The 14,073-nt window shown below is 55.6% G+C and carries 9 protein-coding genes and 3 pseudogenes; 8 read left to right on the forward strand and 4 right to left on the reverse strand.

All coding sequences use genetic code 11. The features are described 5' to 3' along the window. The first annotated feature begins 51 nt into the window (after positions 1 to 51). The 7 genes and pseudogenes from NED98_RS13380 to NED98_RS13410 all read left to right on the forward strand — a co-directional run. Positions 52 to 1,002 (forward strand): phytanoyl-CoA dioxygenase family protein, encoded by a 951-nt coding sequence (locus NED98_RS13380; protein WP_265313349.1) that lies wholly within the window; start codon positions 52 to 54, stop codon positions 1,000 to 1,002. Between the two features lie 324 nt (positions 1,003 to 1,326). Then, complete coding sequence (locus tag NED98_RS13385) at positions 1,327 to 3,636, forward strand: glycosyltransferase (RefSeq protein ID WP_265313350.1); 2,310 nt, start codon at positions 1,327 to 1,329, stop codon at positions 3,634 to 3,636. A 6-nt stretch (positions 3,637 to 3,642) separates the two neighbouring features. Continuing rightward, complete coding sequence (locus tag NED98_RS13390) at positions 3,643 to 6,189, forward strand: glycosyltransferase (protein ID WP_265313351.1); 2,547 nt, start codon at positions 3,643 to 3,645, stop codon at positions 6,187 to 6,189. Between the two features lie 249 nt (positions 6,190 to 6,438). Next, a pseudogene (locus NED98_RS13395) lies at positions 6,439 to 6,830 on the forward strand (transposase); the annotation flags it as partial. A 150-nt stretch (positions 6,831 to 6,980) separates the two neighbouring features. Further along, positions 6,981 to 7,952: pseudogene (gene tnpC / locus NED98_RS13400) on the forward strand (IS66 family transposase); the annotation flags it as partial. Then, on the forward strand, positions 7,952 to 8,248 hold the full coding sequence (locus tag NED98_RS13405) for a hypothetical protein (protein ID WP_265313352.1): 297 nt from the start codon (positions 7,952 to 7,954) through the stop codon (positions 8,246 to 8,248). The pseudogene tnpC and the gene NED98_RS13405, both read left to right, overlap by 1 nt. Before the next feature lie 16 nt (positions 8,249 to 8,264). After that, a pseudogene (locus tag NED98_RS13410) lies at positions 8,265 to 8,662 on the forward strand (IS3 family transposase); the annotation flags it as partial. Between the two features lie 238 nt (positions 8,663 to 8,900). Here the strand turns inward: NED98_RS13410 and NED98_RS13415 are convergent. The 4 genes from NED98_RS13415 to NED98_RS13430 form a co-directional block, all read right to left on the reverse strand. Next, complete coding sequence (locus tag NED98_RS13415) at positions 8,901 to 9,800, reverse strand: FkbM family methyltransferase (RefSeq protein WP_265313353.1); 900 nt, start codon at positions 9,798 to 9,800, stop codon at positions 8,901 to 8,903. A gap of 301 nt (positions 9,801 to 10,101) precedes the next feature. Next, complete coding sequence (locus NED98_RS13420) at positions 10,102 to 10,749, reverse strand: ABC transporter ATP-binding protein (protein WP_265313354.1); 648 nt, start codon at positions 10,747 to 10,749, stop codon at positions 10,102 to 10,104. Beyond that, positions 10,746 to 11,543, reverse strand: a complete 798-nt coding sequence (locus NED98_RS13425; RefSeq protein ID WP_265313355.1) for an ABC transporter permease — start codon at positions 11,541 to 11,543, stop codon at positions 10,746 to 10,748. The genes NED98_RS13420 and NED98_RS13425 overlap by 4 nt, the downstream gene beginning before the upstream one ends. 2 nt (positions 11,544 to 11,545) lie before the next feature. Then, positions 11,546 to 12,706 (reverse strand): KpsE/RkpR family capsule polysaccharide export protein, encoded by a 1,161-nt coding sequence (locus tag NED98_RS13430; RefSeq protein WP_265313356.1) that lies wholly within the window; start codon positions 12,704 to 12,706, stop codon positions 11,546 to 11,548. A 318-nt stretch (positions 12,707 to 13,024) separates the two neighbouring features. Here NED98_RS13430 and NED98_RS13435 point away from each other — a divergent pair, with 318 nt between their 5' ends. Continuing rightward, positions 13,025 to 14,026 carry a polysaccharide biosynthesis/export family protein gene (locus NED98_RS13435; RefSeq protein ID WP_349293265.1) on the forward strand — a complete coding sequence of 334 codons (1,002 nt, stop codon included), beginning with the start codon at positions 13,025 to 13,027 and terminating at the stop codon, positions 14,024 to 14,026. Positions 14,027 to 14,073: the final 47 nt, after the last annotated feature.

The raw sequence follows: 14,073 nt of genomic DNA on the forward strand, positions 1-14,073 counted from the left end.
CTTGAAAACGCGTTTTTCTCCAAGCACCCTCGATAGGAAGGCCAGCAAACCGTGATCAATCCGTTACCCGGCTTGCCGCTGGTAGAATCCCCTCTATTTCCAATGCTTAAGGCGTCGCAGGGATTGACTGCAGAGGAAGAGCGGATTGGCATTAGCCTACATGAAAAGGGATTTGCCGTATTCGAATTTCCGGATGCGGAACTCGACGCCCGAATCGCCAGGATCCAGGACAATCTACAGCCTCGTTACGGAATCGATTTCAACGATCCGCGGAGCGATAAAACATCTGGGGAGCACCGGATCCAAGACGCGTGGAAATTCGATGAGGATGTTCGCGCAATAGCGGCGAATGAGACGGTGCTCGATCTCCTCAGCAAGCTTTACGGCCGTCGCGCATTCCCGTTCCAAACCTTGAACTTTCCGGTGGGCACGCAGCAGGAGATTCACTCGGATTCGGTTCATTTTTCCAGTCTGCCAGAACGCTTCATGTGCGGTGTCTGGTTGGCGATGGAAGACGTTGGGCCTAATGCCGGGCCGCTATTCTACCACCCCGGCTCCCACCGCTGGCCGATCATGACCAATGCGCTGATCGGGAGGCGTGGCTTCGGCAGCACGCTCAATTCGGCGCAAGATCCTTATGGTGCGGCGTGGCGCGCACTGTGTGCGGTCGATGCGGCGCCTGCGGAGACGTTCCTCGCGCGCAAAGGGCAGGCGTTGATCTGGTGCGCGAACCTGCTTCACGGGGGGACTCATCAGGACGATCCGAGCCAAACGCGCTGGTCCCAGGTTACCCACTATTATTTTAATGATTGTATCTATTATACGCCCGCCTTTTCAGACGAGGCGCTGGGGCGGCTAGATTTACGTAATCTCGTGGCGATAAGTGACGAGCTACCTCGGCCGAACTTCTACATGGGCGAAATTCTGGATACCTCTTCCAAACGGCGAGCGGGTCGGCGGGAGTCAATCAGGCAACGATTGGTGAAGTATCTACGAAGATAAGGAGTGGAGGAGTATGTTTTGCATAACCACGCCATCACTCGATTGGAGACGCGCTGGCCTTCCGACCCGACTCCAGCATCTGACACACCCTCTATTTGATCGCGGATTGCTCGGTGGAACGTCAATACATGTCCTTATGGTATTTACCAGGTCTTTGCCGCGGCGGCGCGCGGAAAGGCAGAAAACCCTTTCGACAAACCGCCGCCCCAGAACGAACGAGGGTGTTATTGCTGGAAAAGGACTCTGGAACCGCGATCTCTCTTCGACTATCGGATCAAGGGTACGGATCTAATTATACTACGGAAATAAGCGGAGAATCGCGCCGTGTCTGAGATTTATGCAAATTCAATCGAAGGACGAGAGAAGGGGGCGGAAAATGCTCCCAAAGTGTGCATAATCACTCGCACCAAGAATCGAGCAATATTGCTTCGTAGAGCTGCCGAAAGTGTTAAAAATCAGGTATTTCAAGATTATTGCTGGGTGGTTGTTAATGATGGCGGGGATAGGGAGGAAGTCGAGTCGATCCTGAGAGAGAGTGGTGTCGCTGAAGACAAGATTAAGCTCGTTTCTCACCCAATATCTGTGGGGATGGAGGCGGCGTCGAACGCTGGCGCGCGTTCGATGGATTCGGAATATCTTGTAATTCACGACGATGACGACAGTTGGGACCCGGAATTTCTTTTAAAGACGACTTCGTTTATGGAGGGACCAGGCGCGCGTCTTTTCGGCGGCGTCGTGACTTATTCCAATTACGTGTCCGAACTCATTCGAGACGACAAAGTAATCCAGCTTGCGGAGAAGCCATACCAAGGTAAGATCACCGGCGTTGATCTTGATTCCATGATTGATAGGAATCTGTTCCCGCCGATTTCATTCCTCTTCCGCCGTGATATTTATAATATGGTTGGCGGCTTTGATGAGACATTGCCGGTTCTTGGCGACTGGTTATTCAACATGGAGTTCTTGCTGAGAGCCAATATCGGCGTAGTTCCGGAGTTTCTATCATTTTATCATCACAGGGACCGCTCCGAGCTGACGCCGTCGGAGTATAAGAACACCGTCGTCGATCAGGTTTCGACACACAGAGAATATACATCGATCACCCGAAATATCTTTCTGCGTCGTAACATCAATCAATCCGCAATATCCCTGCGCTTGTCGTTGGCTGATCCCGGGCGGTCTGCTGGAGACGGAATCGAGCCCGGGGAGGGGCGGGCCGTAAATGCTCCGCCATCGCTTCAAATGCTATCGCGGGGGGATGGGGACCTTGCATGGGCTATTGGCGCAATCAACGCGGCTCTGGCGGATCGGCGTCTAAAGCAGCTCTTTAAGCACCGCAAATTGAGTCCATTGCCCCCTAATGCAACGTGGAGTCTCGCCCTGCCAGCTCTGCGCAAACTCAAGATCGCGCTGCCAACCCCAGCCGATTTCGACGAAGGCGCCTATTTACGTGCGAACCCCGACGTCGCTGCGGAGGTGAAAAAGGGCGCGCAGAAGTCAGGCTTCACGCACTATATCTTACACGGCCGGCACGAAGGGCGGGCGCGTCCCAGCGGAGAATATTCCGCGCAACCCGAGCAGCCTGGTTACGTGATCGGTAGCGAGCGGGCGTCCAGCCGCGTCAGACCGGTATTCAATAGTCCGATGATGTTACGTAGCAGCCAGCGTGCATCGGGCTTTGAGAAGGTCCTGCATGTTGCGCATCACGAATGGCACGGGATCCGTCAGGCGGTAGCTTATTGCCCTGGAAACAAGCTGCTCGTTCCGGCGGGAGAGTCCATTGATGAGGATGATAAGCGGGAGATTGCGGAAACCATATCTCGAATGGGAATCGATAGGATCTGCATCCACGGCTATTCCGATAACGTAGACCTTCTCCTCCTCTACCTTCGATCCGCCCTTTCGCCGAACGTCAAATTTTACATGGTAAGCCATGTCACCACGGCGCAATTCGATAATCGCTTCGAGATGACGGTGATATCGAAGATCCTCAATCGGCTAAGATTTGGGGTTCTGTGCGGAGTTGCGTCGGTAAAACCAAATTTTCATCAAGTGATCGATGGATTTTGGAACGGAACCGTTATTAATTATGCACCGAACGTGCCCATGGCCCAGGGACGAAGGAGTTCCCGCGTGGAGGTGTATGCTCCACTCGACGTGGGTTGGCGCAAGAACCTGTTCACCAATATCCTGGCTGCGTCGCTGGCCAAGAACGTAGATGTCGTGAAAACGGCCAATTTTCCGAATGGCCTTGAGGATATTCACGATATTCGGAAATTGCGTCTGGTTGGGTATCTCCGTGGGCATGACCTGCTCGATGAAATGGCGCGCAGTTCGTTGACCCTCATCGCTACCCTGGCCGAGTGTCAGCCAATGACTCAGTTGGAGAGTTTCGCGGTGGGCACTCCTGCGTTGACAGGGCCGCTAGAGGTCGTCGAATTCGCGAAGGATCCGCTGATTGATCTTTGTACGACCCACTTCCTCGACAATCCGGCGCTTCTCGCGCGTGACATCGAAAGGGTGGTCGACGTTTTGCGCAGCGATCCGGCAGGTATGGAGCAGATGATAGCCGATCATCTGAGTCGGCGACATGCGATTGCAACGCGGAACTATGCAGATTTTCTGGAGCTCTAAAGACTAATGTCTAAATCTAAAGTTTCCGTCTGCTTCGTCACCAACGAACTATATCCGCTCGGGCCCGGTGGCATTGGGCGGATGCTCTATAACTTCGCGAAGCACAATGAGGATATCGGATTTCCGGCGGATTTGCATTTCTTGATTCCCCGGTCGCTGATCGAAGCGAATGCTGATGGATGGAATCTCCTTCAATCGGCGTTCGAGAACATCGCGACAATTCACGTATGTCCTAATTTGTCGTCGAGCCCTGTGCCAATTGCCCAGCTGCTTGCAAAGGCGGAGGCCTATCCCTGGACGGGCGAGTGGCTCTTCGCGGACTCCTATCGCTACTACCTTGGCCTCCTCGCGGCCGAACAGGCGCGAGGCGGACCGTTCGACATCATCGAATTTCCTGATTTCGGCGGGTGGGCGGTTGCCAGTATCGAGGCGAAGCGGGCGGGGTTGGCCTTCTCCAACAGCCTTATTTCGGCCCGGGTCCATTCCACGCAGGGCGTACTTTATGGTGTGGAAAGGTTCGCCTACGATCCCGGCCACTGGGCCGGTATCATGTTTGATGCCGAGCGGCACCTATTCGCCAATGCGGACCTTATCGTCGGGCATGATCCCGAGATCATGAAGTACACGGCGAAGCATTACGGCCTTGAGGAGAGGTGGGAAGGGCGTTCGATTCTCGAATTCCCGCCGATTTTCGTTAATGTCACGCCCAGTGCATATGAGCGAGCCGATAGAATTGTGCTTGCTCATGATGAAGAAGACTCGATTGATTTCATTTTTTCGTCGAGGCTTCAACCCGTGAAGCGGCCGGATATTTTTATTCGGGCAGCGATTTTATTTCTTGAAAATTTTGTCGCCTATAAGGGTGTTTTCCGATTGGTATGCGCGGGATGGGACAGCTCTTTTGTGAGCGCTCTTAAATCCCTGGTGCCCGAAGGATTTTCCGATAGAATTTTGTTTATCGAAAGAGCATCCAAAGAAGAGCGGCAATACTATATTGATAAATCGATCGTGGTTGTACCGTCTGATTATGAGAGTCTTTGTTTGTTCGCGTTCGAAGCCGCGATCGCGGGCCGGAAGGTGATCTTGAACGGCGCATGCCCGGCTTTTGGAAATGGATTTCGCTGGCGCAACGGCGAAAACTGCCTGTTGTTCGACGGTTCGGTGGAATCCCTTACGGAGGCCCTGCACGAGGCCTTGTCGTGGCGCCCCCGTTCGGTCGTCGAGGTCGCTCCCGATCAGCCCTACTGGCTTGGTGACGCGAGCTTGCGAGTCAAGTCGCCCGCCTCTTCAGGCGAGTGCGCGAGCGATATTGCTGTTGTGTGCTATGGCATAGAATCTTCTGGAGAATTTTTTAGGCATTTCGATCTCGCCTGCCAGATCGAGGACGAGCTAAAAGGAACTGATGTAAAATACGATATTTTCTTTCAGTTACCCGGCGGCAGTTTCTCTCCCGAAAGCCCTGAGGCGGAAATCGTGCGTGAGAAAGGCTGGGAAGTCGTATTCTCGTCGGGGAACCGAGAGTGCCCGGAGATGTTTGGCCGGCGCCTGAAAAAACTCGGTAAGTCATTGATTTTTCTTTTTCCTTTTGGATTCGAGGCTAATCGCTCATTTATCTCGTCGGCGATAAGAATGTTCCGAGAAGACTCGTCTCTAGCGATCGTGAGTGGGCATATTGAACTGGTGGACCCGCATAGCGGTAGAAGCGACTATCTTCGGTCTTACGCCGGAGAGGCGCCGTCCACGGCGCTACTGTCGAGCCGCGTTGCGCCGGCTTTGTGCGCTATGCGCTCCGATGTGCTGAGTCGCGTTCCCTTCGATGCGCTAGCGGGTTCGTTGTGGTTCGAGGTTTTTGCGCGGACCTGCGCACTACGGGGAGAAAGAATCGCCATCATGCCGACGCTGGCCGGAACGTTGGATCCGTTCGCGCGCCGTCGGCTTGAGACAACGAAGAGAATCTCGGCGGGTCTGCTCGATCAAATGGGTCTTGCGGCCGGTTGGAAGGCTCGTTTGCTCAGTATTGACCCGGTTCAGATCCCGGCGGAGTCCGATGGTCGTCCCATTTCCTACAATGGGGGTAAACTGCGACAAATCTTTCGGATCAACCCGCGGGGACGGGCACATTCGTGGGAACCCGTTGGCTGGCAGAGCGATGCGAATGGCGCGCTCGTGCATCCGCTTGACGGGGAAATCACGGTTGGAGAGATATCGGGCCCCTATAGACGGGTCAGTAGTATCACAGCTCATGTTCGCAATGACGACGACAGTAATGACGGCGCGGAGGTCGCAATTGGCTTGGCTCGGTATGAGCTTGGTGTCGAACAAATAATGAGAGCGATTGAAGGTGACGACCTTGTAGAGGGGATAGTTGTTAGCGACTGGGTAAATCTGGAGCGTAGTACTTCGGTCGATATCAATCTGTCTTGCTACGGAGTAAGCAAAGGCGGGGATAAGATCTTGCTTATCAGTAGGCCGGTAAAAAATAGTTCTGGAGAGAACTCTAAAATTGTTTTCTTAAGCATCGACTTGCATTTTAACAGCTTAAGTATCGGCTGAATATTAAGAGGATTGCGACATGGATTTAATTCACGAAAGCTGGAGTTTGATGCTTTGCCTGCGGTAGGTGAGCAAGCCGCCGACGAGGCCGCGCAATATTATCACCGTGGTCAGGGTCAGTCGTTGATTTCTCGTATCGAATTTGCCTTAAGCGTTGCGATGAAGGGCTGACAGAATTTGACCTGGCTCACATGTCTCCCTGATTTCGTTCAAGTGCGATTGGAATCTGGTCCGATGGAAGGACGGACGATGAAGCGAACGAGATTCACAGAAGGGCGGATTATTGCGGTGCTGAAGGAGGTCGAGGCGGGCTCCAAGGCCGCCGAACTGGCCCGACGGCATGGCGTGTCGGAAGCGACTATTTACAACCGGAAAGTCAAGTATGACAGGCTTGAGGAGTCCGAAGCGAAGCGACTACGCGCGCTCGAGAACGAGAACGCCAGGCTCGAACGGTTGCTGGTTGATGCGATGCCCGACAATGCTGGCCTGAAGAATCTTTACGTCAGAATTGGTGAGGCCCGCTGAGGGCGAGAGGCGGTCGCTCATCTCTGAGTGCATTGCGGGTGAGTGAGCGGCGGTCGCACCGCGTCACCGGCGCTGACCGGAAGAGCGTGCGTTACCGGTCGCACCGGAACGATGATGGTAACCGAACGGCTGAGACCGCCTGCCGGAGGGTGGGTTGAGTGGGTAAGAGACGTCCATAAGGACGTCGATATGGACGTCCTGAGCGAGAGCGAGGGCCGTCTGCGGAGATATTGGGCCGGGAAGGCAAAACCCTTGCCCGTCCCAATAAAGCAGGCGCCGATATTCCGCGCAGCACACTTGCCGATTGGTGTGGCCGCTCGATGCGGGCCCTGCAGCCCGTGATCGACCAGATCGAGGCATCGGTCCTGGGCAGCGACGTCCTGCACGCCGACGACACACCCATCCGCGTGCTGGCTCCGGAACGCGCCAGGGGTATCGGCAAGGGTGTCAAGCAAGGCCGCATCTGGGTCTACGTCTGTGATCAGCGCCCCTGGGCCGGCGTCGCCCCGCCCGGGGGCGTCTATCGCTATGCGCCCAGCTGGAATGCACAGCACGTCCAGGACCATCTTCGCGATGCGCGCGGTATTCTCCAGGCCGACGCCTACAAGGGCTATTCGAAGCTCTACGAACCCGGCGCGGATGCGAACCCGCGCTTCCGCGAGGCCGCCTGCTTTGCCCATTGGCGACGCGATTTCCACGACGTCTGGGTGTCGCAAAAATCCGAGATCGCACACGAGGCACTCGAGCGTATCGGGCAGCTCTATGACATCGAGCGCGAGATCACCGGCAAGCCCGCCGATATCCGTCGGGCCGTGCGCCAGGAACTGAGCAAGCCGAAGCTCGGGGCCCTGCAGACCTGGGCCGAGACGCAGCTCACCCGGATCCCGGGCAAAGGCGATCTCGCCAAGGCCTTTCGCTGTGGCCTCGGTCGCTGGCACGCTTTCAGCCTGTTTCTGGACGATGGCCGCGTCGCCATCGACAACAATGCCGCCGAACGTGCTGTCAGGCCCATATGCCTGGGAAAGAAGAACTGGCTGTTCGCCGGTTCCGAGGCCGGCGCCGAAACCCTCGCGCGCGCCATGACGCTCATCGAAAGCGCCAAGATGAATGGCCTCGATCCCCAAGCCTACATCACCGACCTGCTCAATCGCATCCACGACCACAAGATCAACAGGATCGCTGAATTACTCCCCTGGAACTGGGCACCGCTGACCGTCCCGCAAGCACTGGCCGCCTGATGGCCACGGTCACCTACGTCCTCACCCTCGATTATGTCGCCAGGATACTCGACGAGGACGTGGAATTGCTGGAAGCCATCGTCTCGAATGGCGACAACCTGACCTACGGCACCATCATCCGCGTCTGTACCGGCCCCGACGAGACCATCACCGCGCTAACCGATCACGGCGTCGATGAGTTGACGGACATGCTCAGCCAAGCGCGTCTCACCACCAACACCTGGCACCAGTTCCTTGATGACTTCGTCGACGATCCCGAACTCGCCAACCGCCTCAAGGCACAGGCATCGCAGTAGCAATCGGTCGGTTACCGATGATGGCGAGCGTCGACCGAAGCTGCACGAACTCGCCCAGCAGCGCGGTCGGTTCGCCTCTCGTCGGCTACACATCCCTCGGCGGGAAGGGCGTGCTGATCAATTGCAAGAAGGCCCGGCGACGTTACCAGGACGAGAAGTTGATGGGATTCGGCGCCGTGCAATAGGTGCGCGGGTACCGGATTCGGCGCTGGTGTTGCCCAATCGGCGCTGGAGCCCGGATTTCGTGCACGATCAGATCGCGACGAGGCGTCGGTTCCGGGGCTTGAACACTGCCGCCGACGCGCCCCGGGAACAATACCTGACACCTCGATCTCGGGATGGAGGGGCGTGCGGGAGCGGGCCGAGCTGATCGCCGAGCCGGGCAAACCCGGCATGACCGTCGGCGACTTCGGGCGCCGGCGCCCCGTCGCCTGCCGCCTGACCGGGAGCCAATCACCGCCTGCGGCGGGCTCGCCGGACGGCAACAAATCCAGGTTGTCGCCGGGACTGCGACGGCCGTTATGCCTGGGCCGAAGACCAGGGGCTTCCCTGCGTCTATCAGCTCGCCGATCACCGGCATTTGATGAAAATGCCAGCCGGACCTTTCTTGACGCGGTCCGCTACTCAATGCGCAGAAAAGGCGATGCGGTGTTCAGATGTAATCCGATATCGTGCCGAGTTGGTCGCGATGGATAAAAAGTTTATTGGTCCCCGTCGGCCGATCCATCAACCGACCGCTATCTTCGTCGATATGCTTCATGTGATATTCAGAACCGAATAAATCCAAAACGCTGCCGATACTCTCGGTGTCCAATATCTCTACAATCGCAATCGGATGATCGCGTGCTATTACCTCCCTCATTCCTTTCAGGACTTCAATTTCGAACCCTTCGACATCGATCTTTATCAAATCGACCCGGTCGAAATTTGAATCTATAACAATCTGCTTGCGATAAACTTCCTGATTACCGAGAAGGTGATCAAGGCTGATAACTGGAACCTTCTCGGTAAACCACGGATCGGAAATGTGCGTGTTAAGAAAGCTCTCGCCGCTCGCCATTACGTAGACGCCCGAAGGATGACGAAGCTCAAGCTCTCCCAGTTCCATCCCGAGTCCAAAACGCATTGGGGATATCCGGCTGTCTAATTCGTTGCCAAATATATTAACGAGCAAACGGCTGTATGTAACAAACGACGGTTCAAATGCCATTACCCGACAGGAGGGATTGGCGGTTGCCGCAGCTAAGGAAAATACGCCTGTGAAGGCGCCCACATCAAAGACCCACTCCGATCTTTTTGAAAGATGGCACCAAAGCTTCAGCGTTCCTGTTTCGAAACTTGCGGGTCCTGCATACATATAGTGACCGGCCACCACGTCATCCGCATTCGTAAACATTACGAATGAATCTTCGCCTTTTGCTGCCTGGCAATTCACAAATCCCCGATAGCGCAGTTTCTCGTTACAGGACGGCACCTCTGAAGCTGAAAATCGCTGGAATCTCGTGGCCTCAACGGCCATCAAATTCCTGGCAGCAAAATCAACGTAATCCATTTTTCTATCTTTCATTTTCCTGGACCGAGGTTGTGCTCAGCGCCGCGCTGCGATGCGTCAAACCGATCCCGTTCAGTTGCATAAAGTGCAACTGTTCATCCGCTTCGTTGGAGTTCCGCGTGCATGGGATCCTCGTAACGCGTCCGGGCCGGTTGCCGTTGGCGAGGCGAACGCAGCACATCGGTGTCTTGAGGTCAACCTACCTTCGCAAACCGTGTTGCGGCTTGATCGCGTCGATTTCACGAGCGGCCGTCACCTAGCGGGCGTTCGGCTCTAGCGTCCGACGCCGCCGGGAACGGGGCTATAACTGAGAGTATGTGTCCACCGCGGCATTGACGTCATCGTAACTCACCGCTTGTGAATCGTGAATAAGCACTGCTCGATTACAGATGTTTCGAACGAGATCTGTGCTGTGAGAGGCTAGAATAAGAGTTCTATCCTGTCGTTTCTCGAATAGCTCGTAATGGCACTTGCGATGAAAATTCTGATCACCCACCAAAATAATCTCATCTATCAGATAGCACTCAAACTCAATTGCAAGTGATAGTGCGAAGGCCAGCCGTGCTCGCATGCCGGACGAGTATGTTTTCACCGGCATTCTTAATTGTCGGCCAAGCTCCGTAAAATCTTCAACAAATGATCGTATTTCTGAATAATCTTTCTTGTAGATTCGAGCGATGAATCGCGCGTTGTCATAACCCGTCAGGCTGCCTTGAAACCCCCCTGAGAAGCCGAGCGGCCATGACACCGACATGCGGCGCATAACCTTGCCGGATGTCGGCATTTCGACGCCGCCAATTAATTTGATGAGCGTGGTTTTGCCCGCCCCGTTTCGCCCCAGCAGCGCAATGCGCTCGCCTCGTTCGACAACCAGGTTAACATTGGCAAGAACCTGCTTGGACGACGCGCCGTGCGTATAGGTTTTCGAAAGGTTGCTACAGATAATCATTCGACTGTAAGTGTCCGGCGAACGCGGCGGCAAAGCGTGAGGCCGACCAACGAAATTATAACCGAGGTGATAATGGGATTCCAGGGGTCGTAATAAGCGATAATCTCGTCGCCCCATAGGCCTTTCCGCATCATCTCCATTGCGTTAACAAATGGCGAAAGAAGAAGATATTCTCTCATGCCAGGGGTCATCCACGAAAGTAACGTAAACGCTCCGGAGAACGGGATCATGATATATGTTGTAACCGGGACAAACTTCTCCAAAACCTCGGACATTTCGGAGATCGGAGATATCACTAGGCATATCGACAAGCATAAAAACGCGTAAGCAGCCCAACCCGCGATAAAAAGGCCGATATCCGATGGTATCGGAAATAAGTCGAACGCAACGAGTACCGTTGCGATCGCCAGATACGCCATCATGCACCCAAGCACCTCGATGGTGAAGCGGGCTAGGATAAAGTCGAGAATCTTTATCTGCCGATGATAAAGCAGGCTGCTATTTACCGTGAAAATGACGACGCTACGCTGCACGGCGTGCCTGAATAGGGTGAGTGGGATATAGCCCGTCACGACAAAGGCAACAACGCTTATGCCGTGCTCCTGGGGGCCTTTGGTCAATCGCCAAAGGAGAGAGACCAAGCCTGCAAACAGGAGTGGTTCAGCCATGATCCACAAAAAGCCGATGTTTTCACGGCCAAATCGGGTGGTCAATTCGCGGATGATCAGTGCGTGAAGCACGCGGACTTGAATTGTCCAGCCTTCTCTAAGCCTGCGAAGCCCGTTTCTAGCCATTGTCAGTCTTCTGGCGCGTGCTCAAGGATGCCGACAATTAGCATCCACGCAATGAAGTAAAGGCAAATCGCAGCCGCCGCGACAATGATGACATTCAAAAGGCGCCTTGGCAGCAGCGGCATGTCAGGCAGGTTCGGATCGACGACCCGCTCAAGATAGAATTGCTGGCGCTGGGCCTCGGCTCGAGATTGGACGAGTGCCGCGTTGGCCGCGTTCAAGCTCTGGGTCGAGAATTCCTGTTCGACCAGCAAATTCTCGTAGCCTCCGATTTTAGAGGCAATGCCGGTATCGGTTCCGACCACCCGGCTGTCTTGCGAAGCGATTTGGGCAGACATCGCGCTGATCCTCGTCCGGAGCGCCGGAATAGAGGGGTTGTTGGGCGCGACGCGCTGCATCAAATCGAGCTGTGCCTGAAGGGCCGCGCGCTCGGCAATCATCTTATTGGCGATCTCGAGCACGCCGCCTGCTTGTTTGCCTGGGTCGATCAACGCCTGTGTGTTGCGATACTCCGCCAGCGCGACACGCGCCGCCTTTGCCCTGATGGTTGCCACGCGCACCTGATTCTGGGCTTCGGCGATGGCTTTTGTTTGCGCGCGGGCGTTGAGCCGATTTACCAGCGCCTCGCTGAGGTAAAGCAGTTGCTGATTGATTTCATAGGCGTCTTGCGGGGTGAAGGCCTGAACCTTGATCGTAGCGGTTCCAGTCTCGGCGTCGAGGCGCGCGTCGACCATCTTGTCATAGTATTTAAACAAATTCTCGAAAGTATCTTCCGAAAACGGATGCGGAAAACGGGAAATGAAATCTGCCTGAGCTGAAGCAAATTTTGCCCGAATGTCGGGATTCTTCTCCAGCGCCTTAAGCGCGTCTCGAGAACGGACGAAGGTGAGGACCTCGTTTGCTTGTTCCTGGCCGCTCGACATCCCGGTCATCTGGACAAGGTTCGCTAATGTAGACACTGGCGATCGCTTCTGATCGGGGCTCTTGATGACGAAGCGAGATTCGGAAATGTAAATATCCGACGCAATCAGGCCATAATAGAGCGCTGCGAGAATCGTCGGAAAAACGACGAAGATGATGAACCAACGCCTTTTTTTTAACCAGTCCGAAAAGGGTGGGCGGACGGTCGTTTCGGTTTCGGCAGGGAACGAAGGATTGACGTTCATAAATATCTTTGCAGCGGCTCAATGGGGAACCTAGGACCCGCTCGCGCTAGGCCAACGCAGAGCCGCGCGCAAGGTCGGGTAGCGCCCCGCTGACCTTAATGTACGGGGAACTATTGTCCATCCTTGAATCCCGATGCTAAGGCGTGCCGCCGTCGAAGCCGCAAGCCCCGAGTTAATTCAGCAATGCAAGCTAAAAATTTCCTTTGTCTGGTCCTGCTCGCGGGGCTCGGGGGGTGTGCTACGCTCCCCTCAAGCGGCCCTACCGGCAAGCAGATTGAGAAATCGGCCCGCGTACCGGAGGAAGGGGCGCCGATCGAGTTGGTCGAAATCCGCACGGTCGCCGACGTGCCGAACGTGGCATCGGACGCGCCAGCGGTCGCGGCGCTGCCGGAACTCGCGCCTCCGCCGACCGATATGATCGGTCCCGGTGACGTATTGGATATCAATATATATGAAGCGGGCGTTACGCTGTTTTCGGACAGGGGTGGTGCTGGCGCGGCGAACCAGGTGGCGGCCGCCCCCGGCGTCCAGGTGCAGAAGCTCCCGCCGACGCGGGTAGACGATGCTGGCACTATCACCATCCCTTATGCCGGCACGCTTCACGTAACGGGAACGACGACCGGTCAGGTCGAGGCGATGATTCGGAATTCACTACGTCGCCTTTCGCAGAACCCGCAAGTGCTGGTAACGTTGAGTCAGACTATCACGAACTCGATCATCGTCGGAGGCGAAGTAGCGAAACCGGGAAGGCTCGTGCTGCAGACGAACCGCGAAACGCTGTCGGATGTGATCGCGCTTGCTGGCGGTTATCGGGGGAATGCCAAGGATCTGACGCTGCGGATAGTTCGTGGTGGTCGGAGCGTCGATCTTCGGGTGAACGATCTGGCGGAAAATCCGAGCTCGGACATCCGGGCCTACCCCGGTGACCGCCTGATGCTGATCAACAATCCGCGCACTTATTCGGTGTTGGGCGCTTCCGGACGCGTCGAGCAGATTCCTTTTGGTCGATCTTCGGTCTCCCTAGCGGAGGCGATTGCGACGGCAGGAGGAGCCAATCCAAGCCTTGGCGACCCCGCTGCGATCTTTCTGCTGCGTTACGTGCGGGATGAGCGCGGCAACGATGTGCCGATGGTTTATCATCTCAATATGATGAAAGCGGGAACTTACTTCGTCGCGCAGCGCTTCCCCATGCGTGACAAGGACGTATTGTACTTCGGTAATGCCGCCGCCAATCAGCCTAGTAAGGTAATTCAGCTTATCAGCCAGCTGTTTGCCCCGCTTTTGACTGTTACAAGTGGGATTCAAGCCCTCAAGAACTGATCGACGAGCGATAGGTGGGACTCGGCGTTCGTTTCATAGGCCGCTCC

This window comes from Sphingomonas lycopersici (assembly GCF_026130605.1).
GTDB classification, from domain to species: Bacteria; Pseudomonadota; Alphaproteobacteria; order Sphingomonadales; family Sphingomonadaceae; genus Sphingomonas; species Sphingomonas lycopersici.

Coding starts and splice junctions, on each gene's coding strand:
- NED98_RS13390 (WP_265313351.1), top strand. CDS start 3,643: ATGTCTAAATCTAAAGTTTCCGTCTGCTTCGTCACCAACGAACTATAT.
- NED98_RS13405 (WP_265313352.1), top strand. CDS start 7,952: ATGGCCACGGTCACCTACGTCCTCACCCTCGATTATGTCGCCAGGATA.
- NED98_RS13415 (WP_265313353.1), bottom strand. CDS start 9,800: ATGGATTACGTTGATTTTGCTGCCAGGAATTTGATGGCCGTTGAGGCC.
- NED98_RS13420 (WP_265313354.1), bottom strand. CDS start 10,749: ATGATTATCTGTAGCAACCTTTCGAAAACCTATACGCACGGCGCGTCG.
- NED98_RS13425 (WP_265313355.1), bottom strand. CDS start 11,543: ATGGCTAGAAACGGGCTTCGCAGGCTTAGAGAAGGCTGGACAATTCAA.
- NED98_RS13430 (WP_265313356.1), bottom strand. CDS start 12,706: ATGAACGTCAATCCTTCGTTCCCTGCCGAAACCGAAACGACCGTCCGC.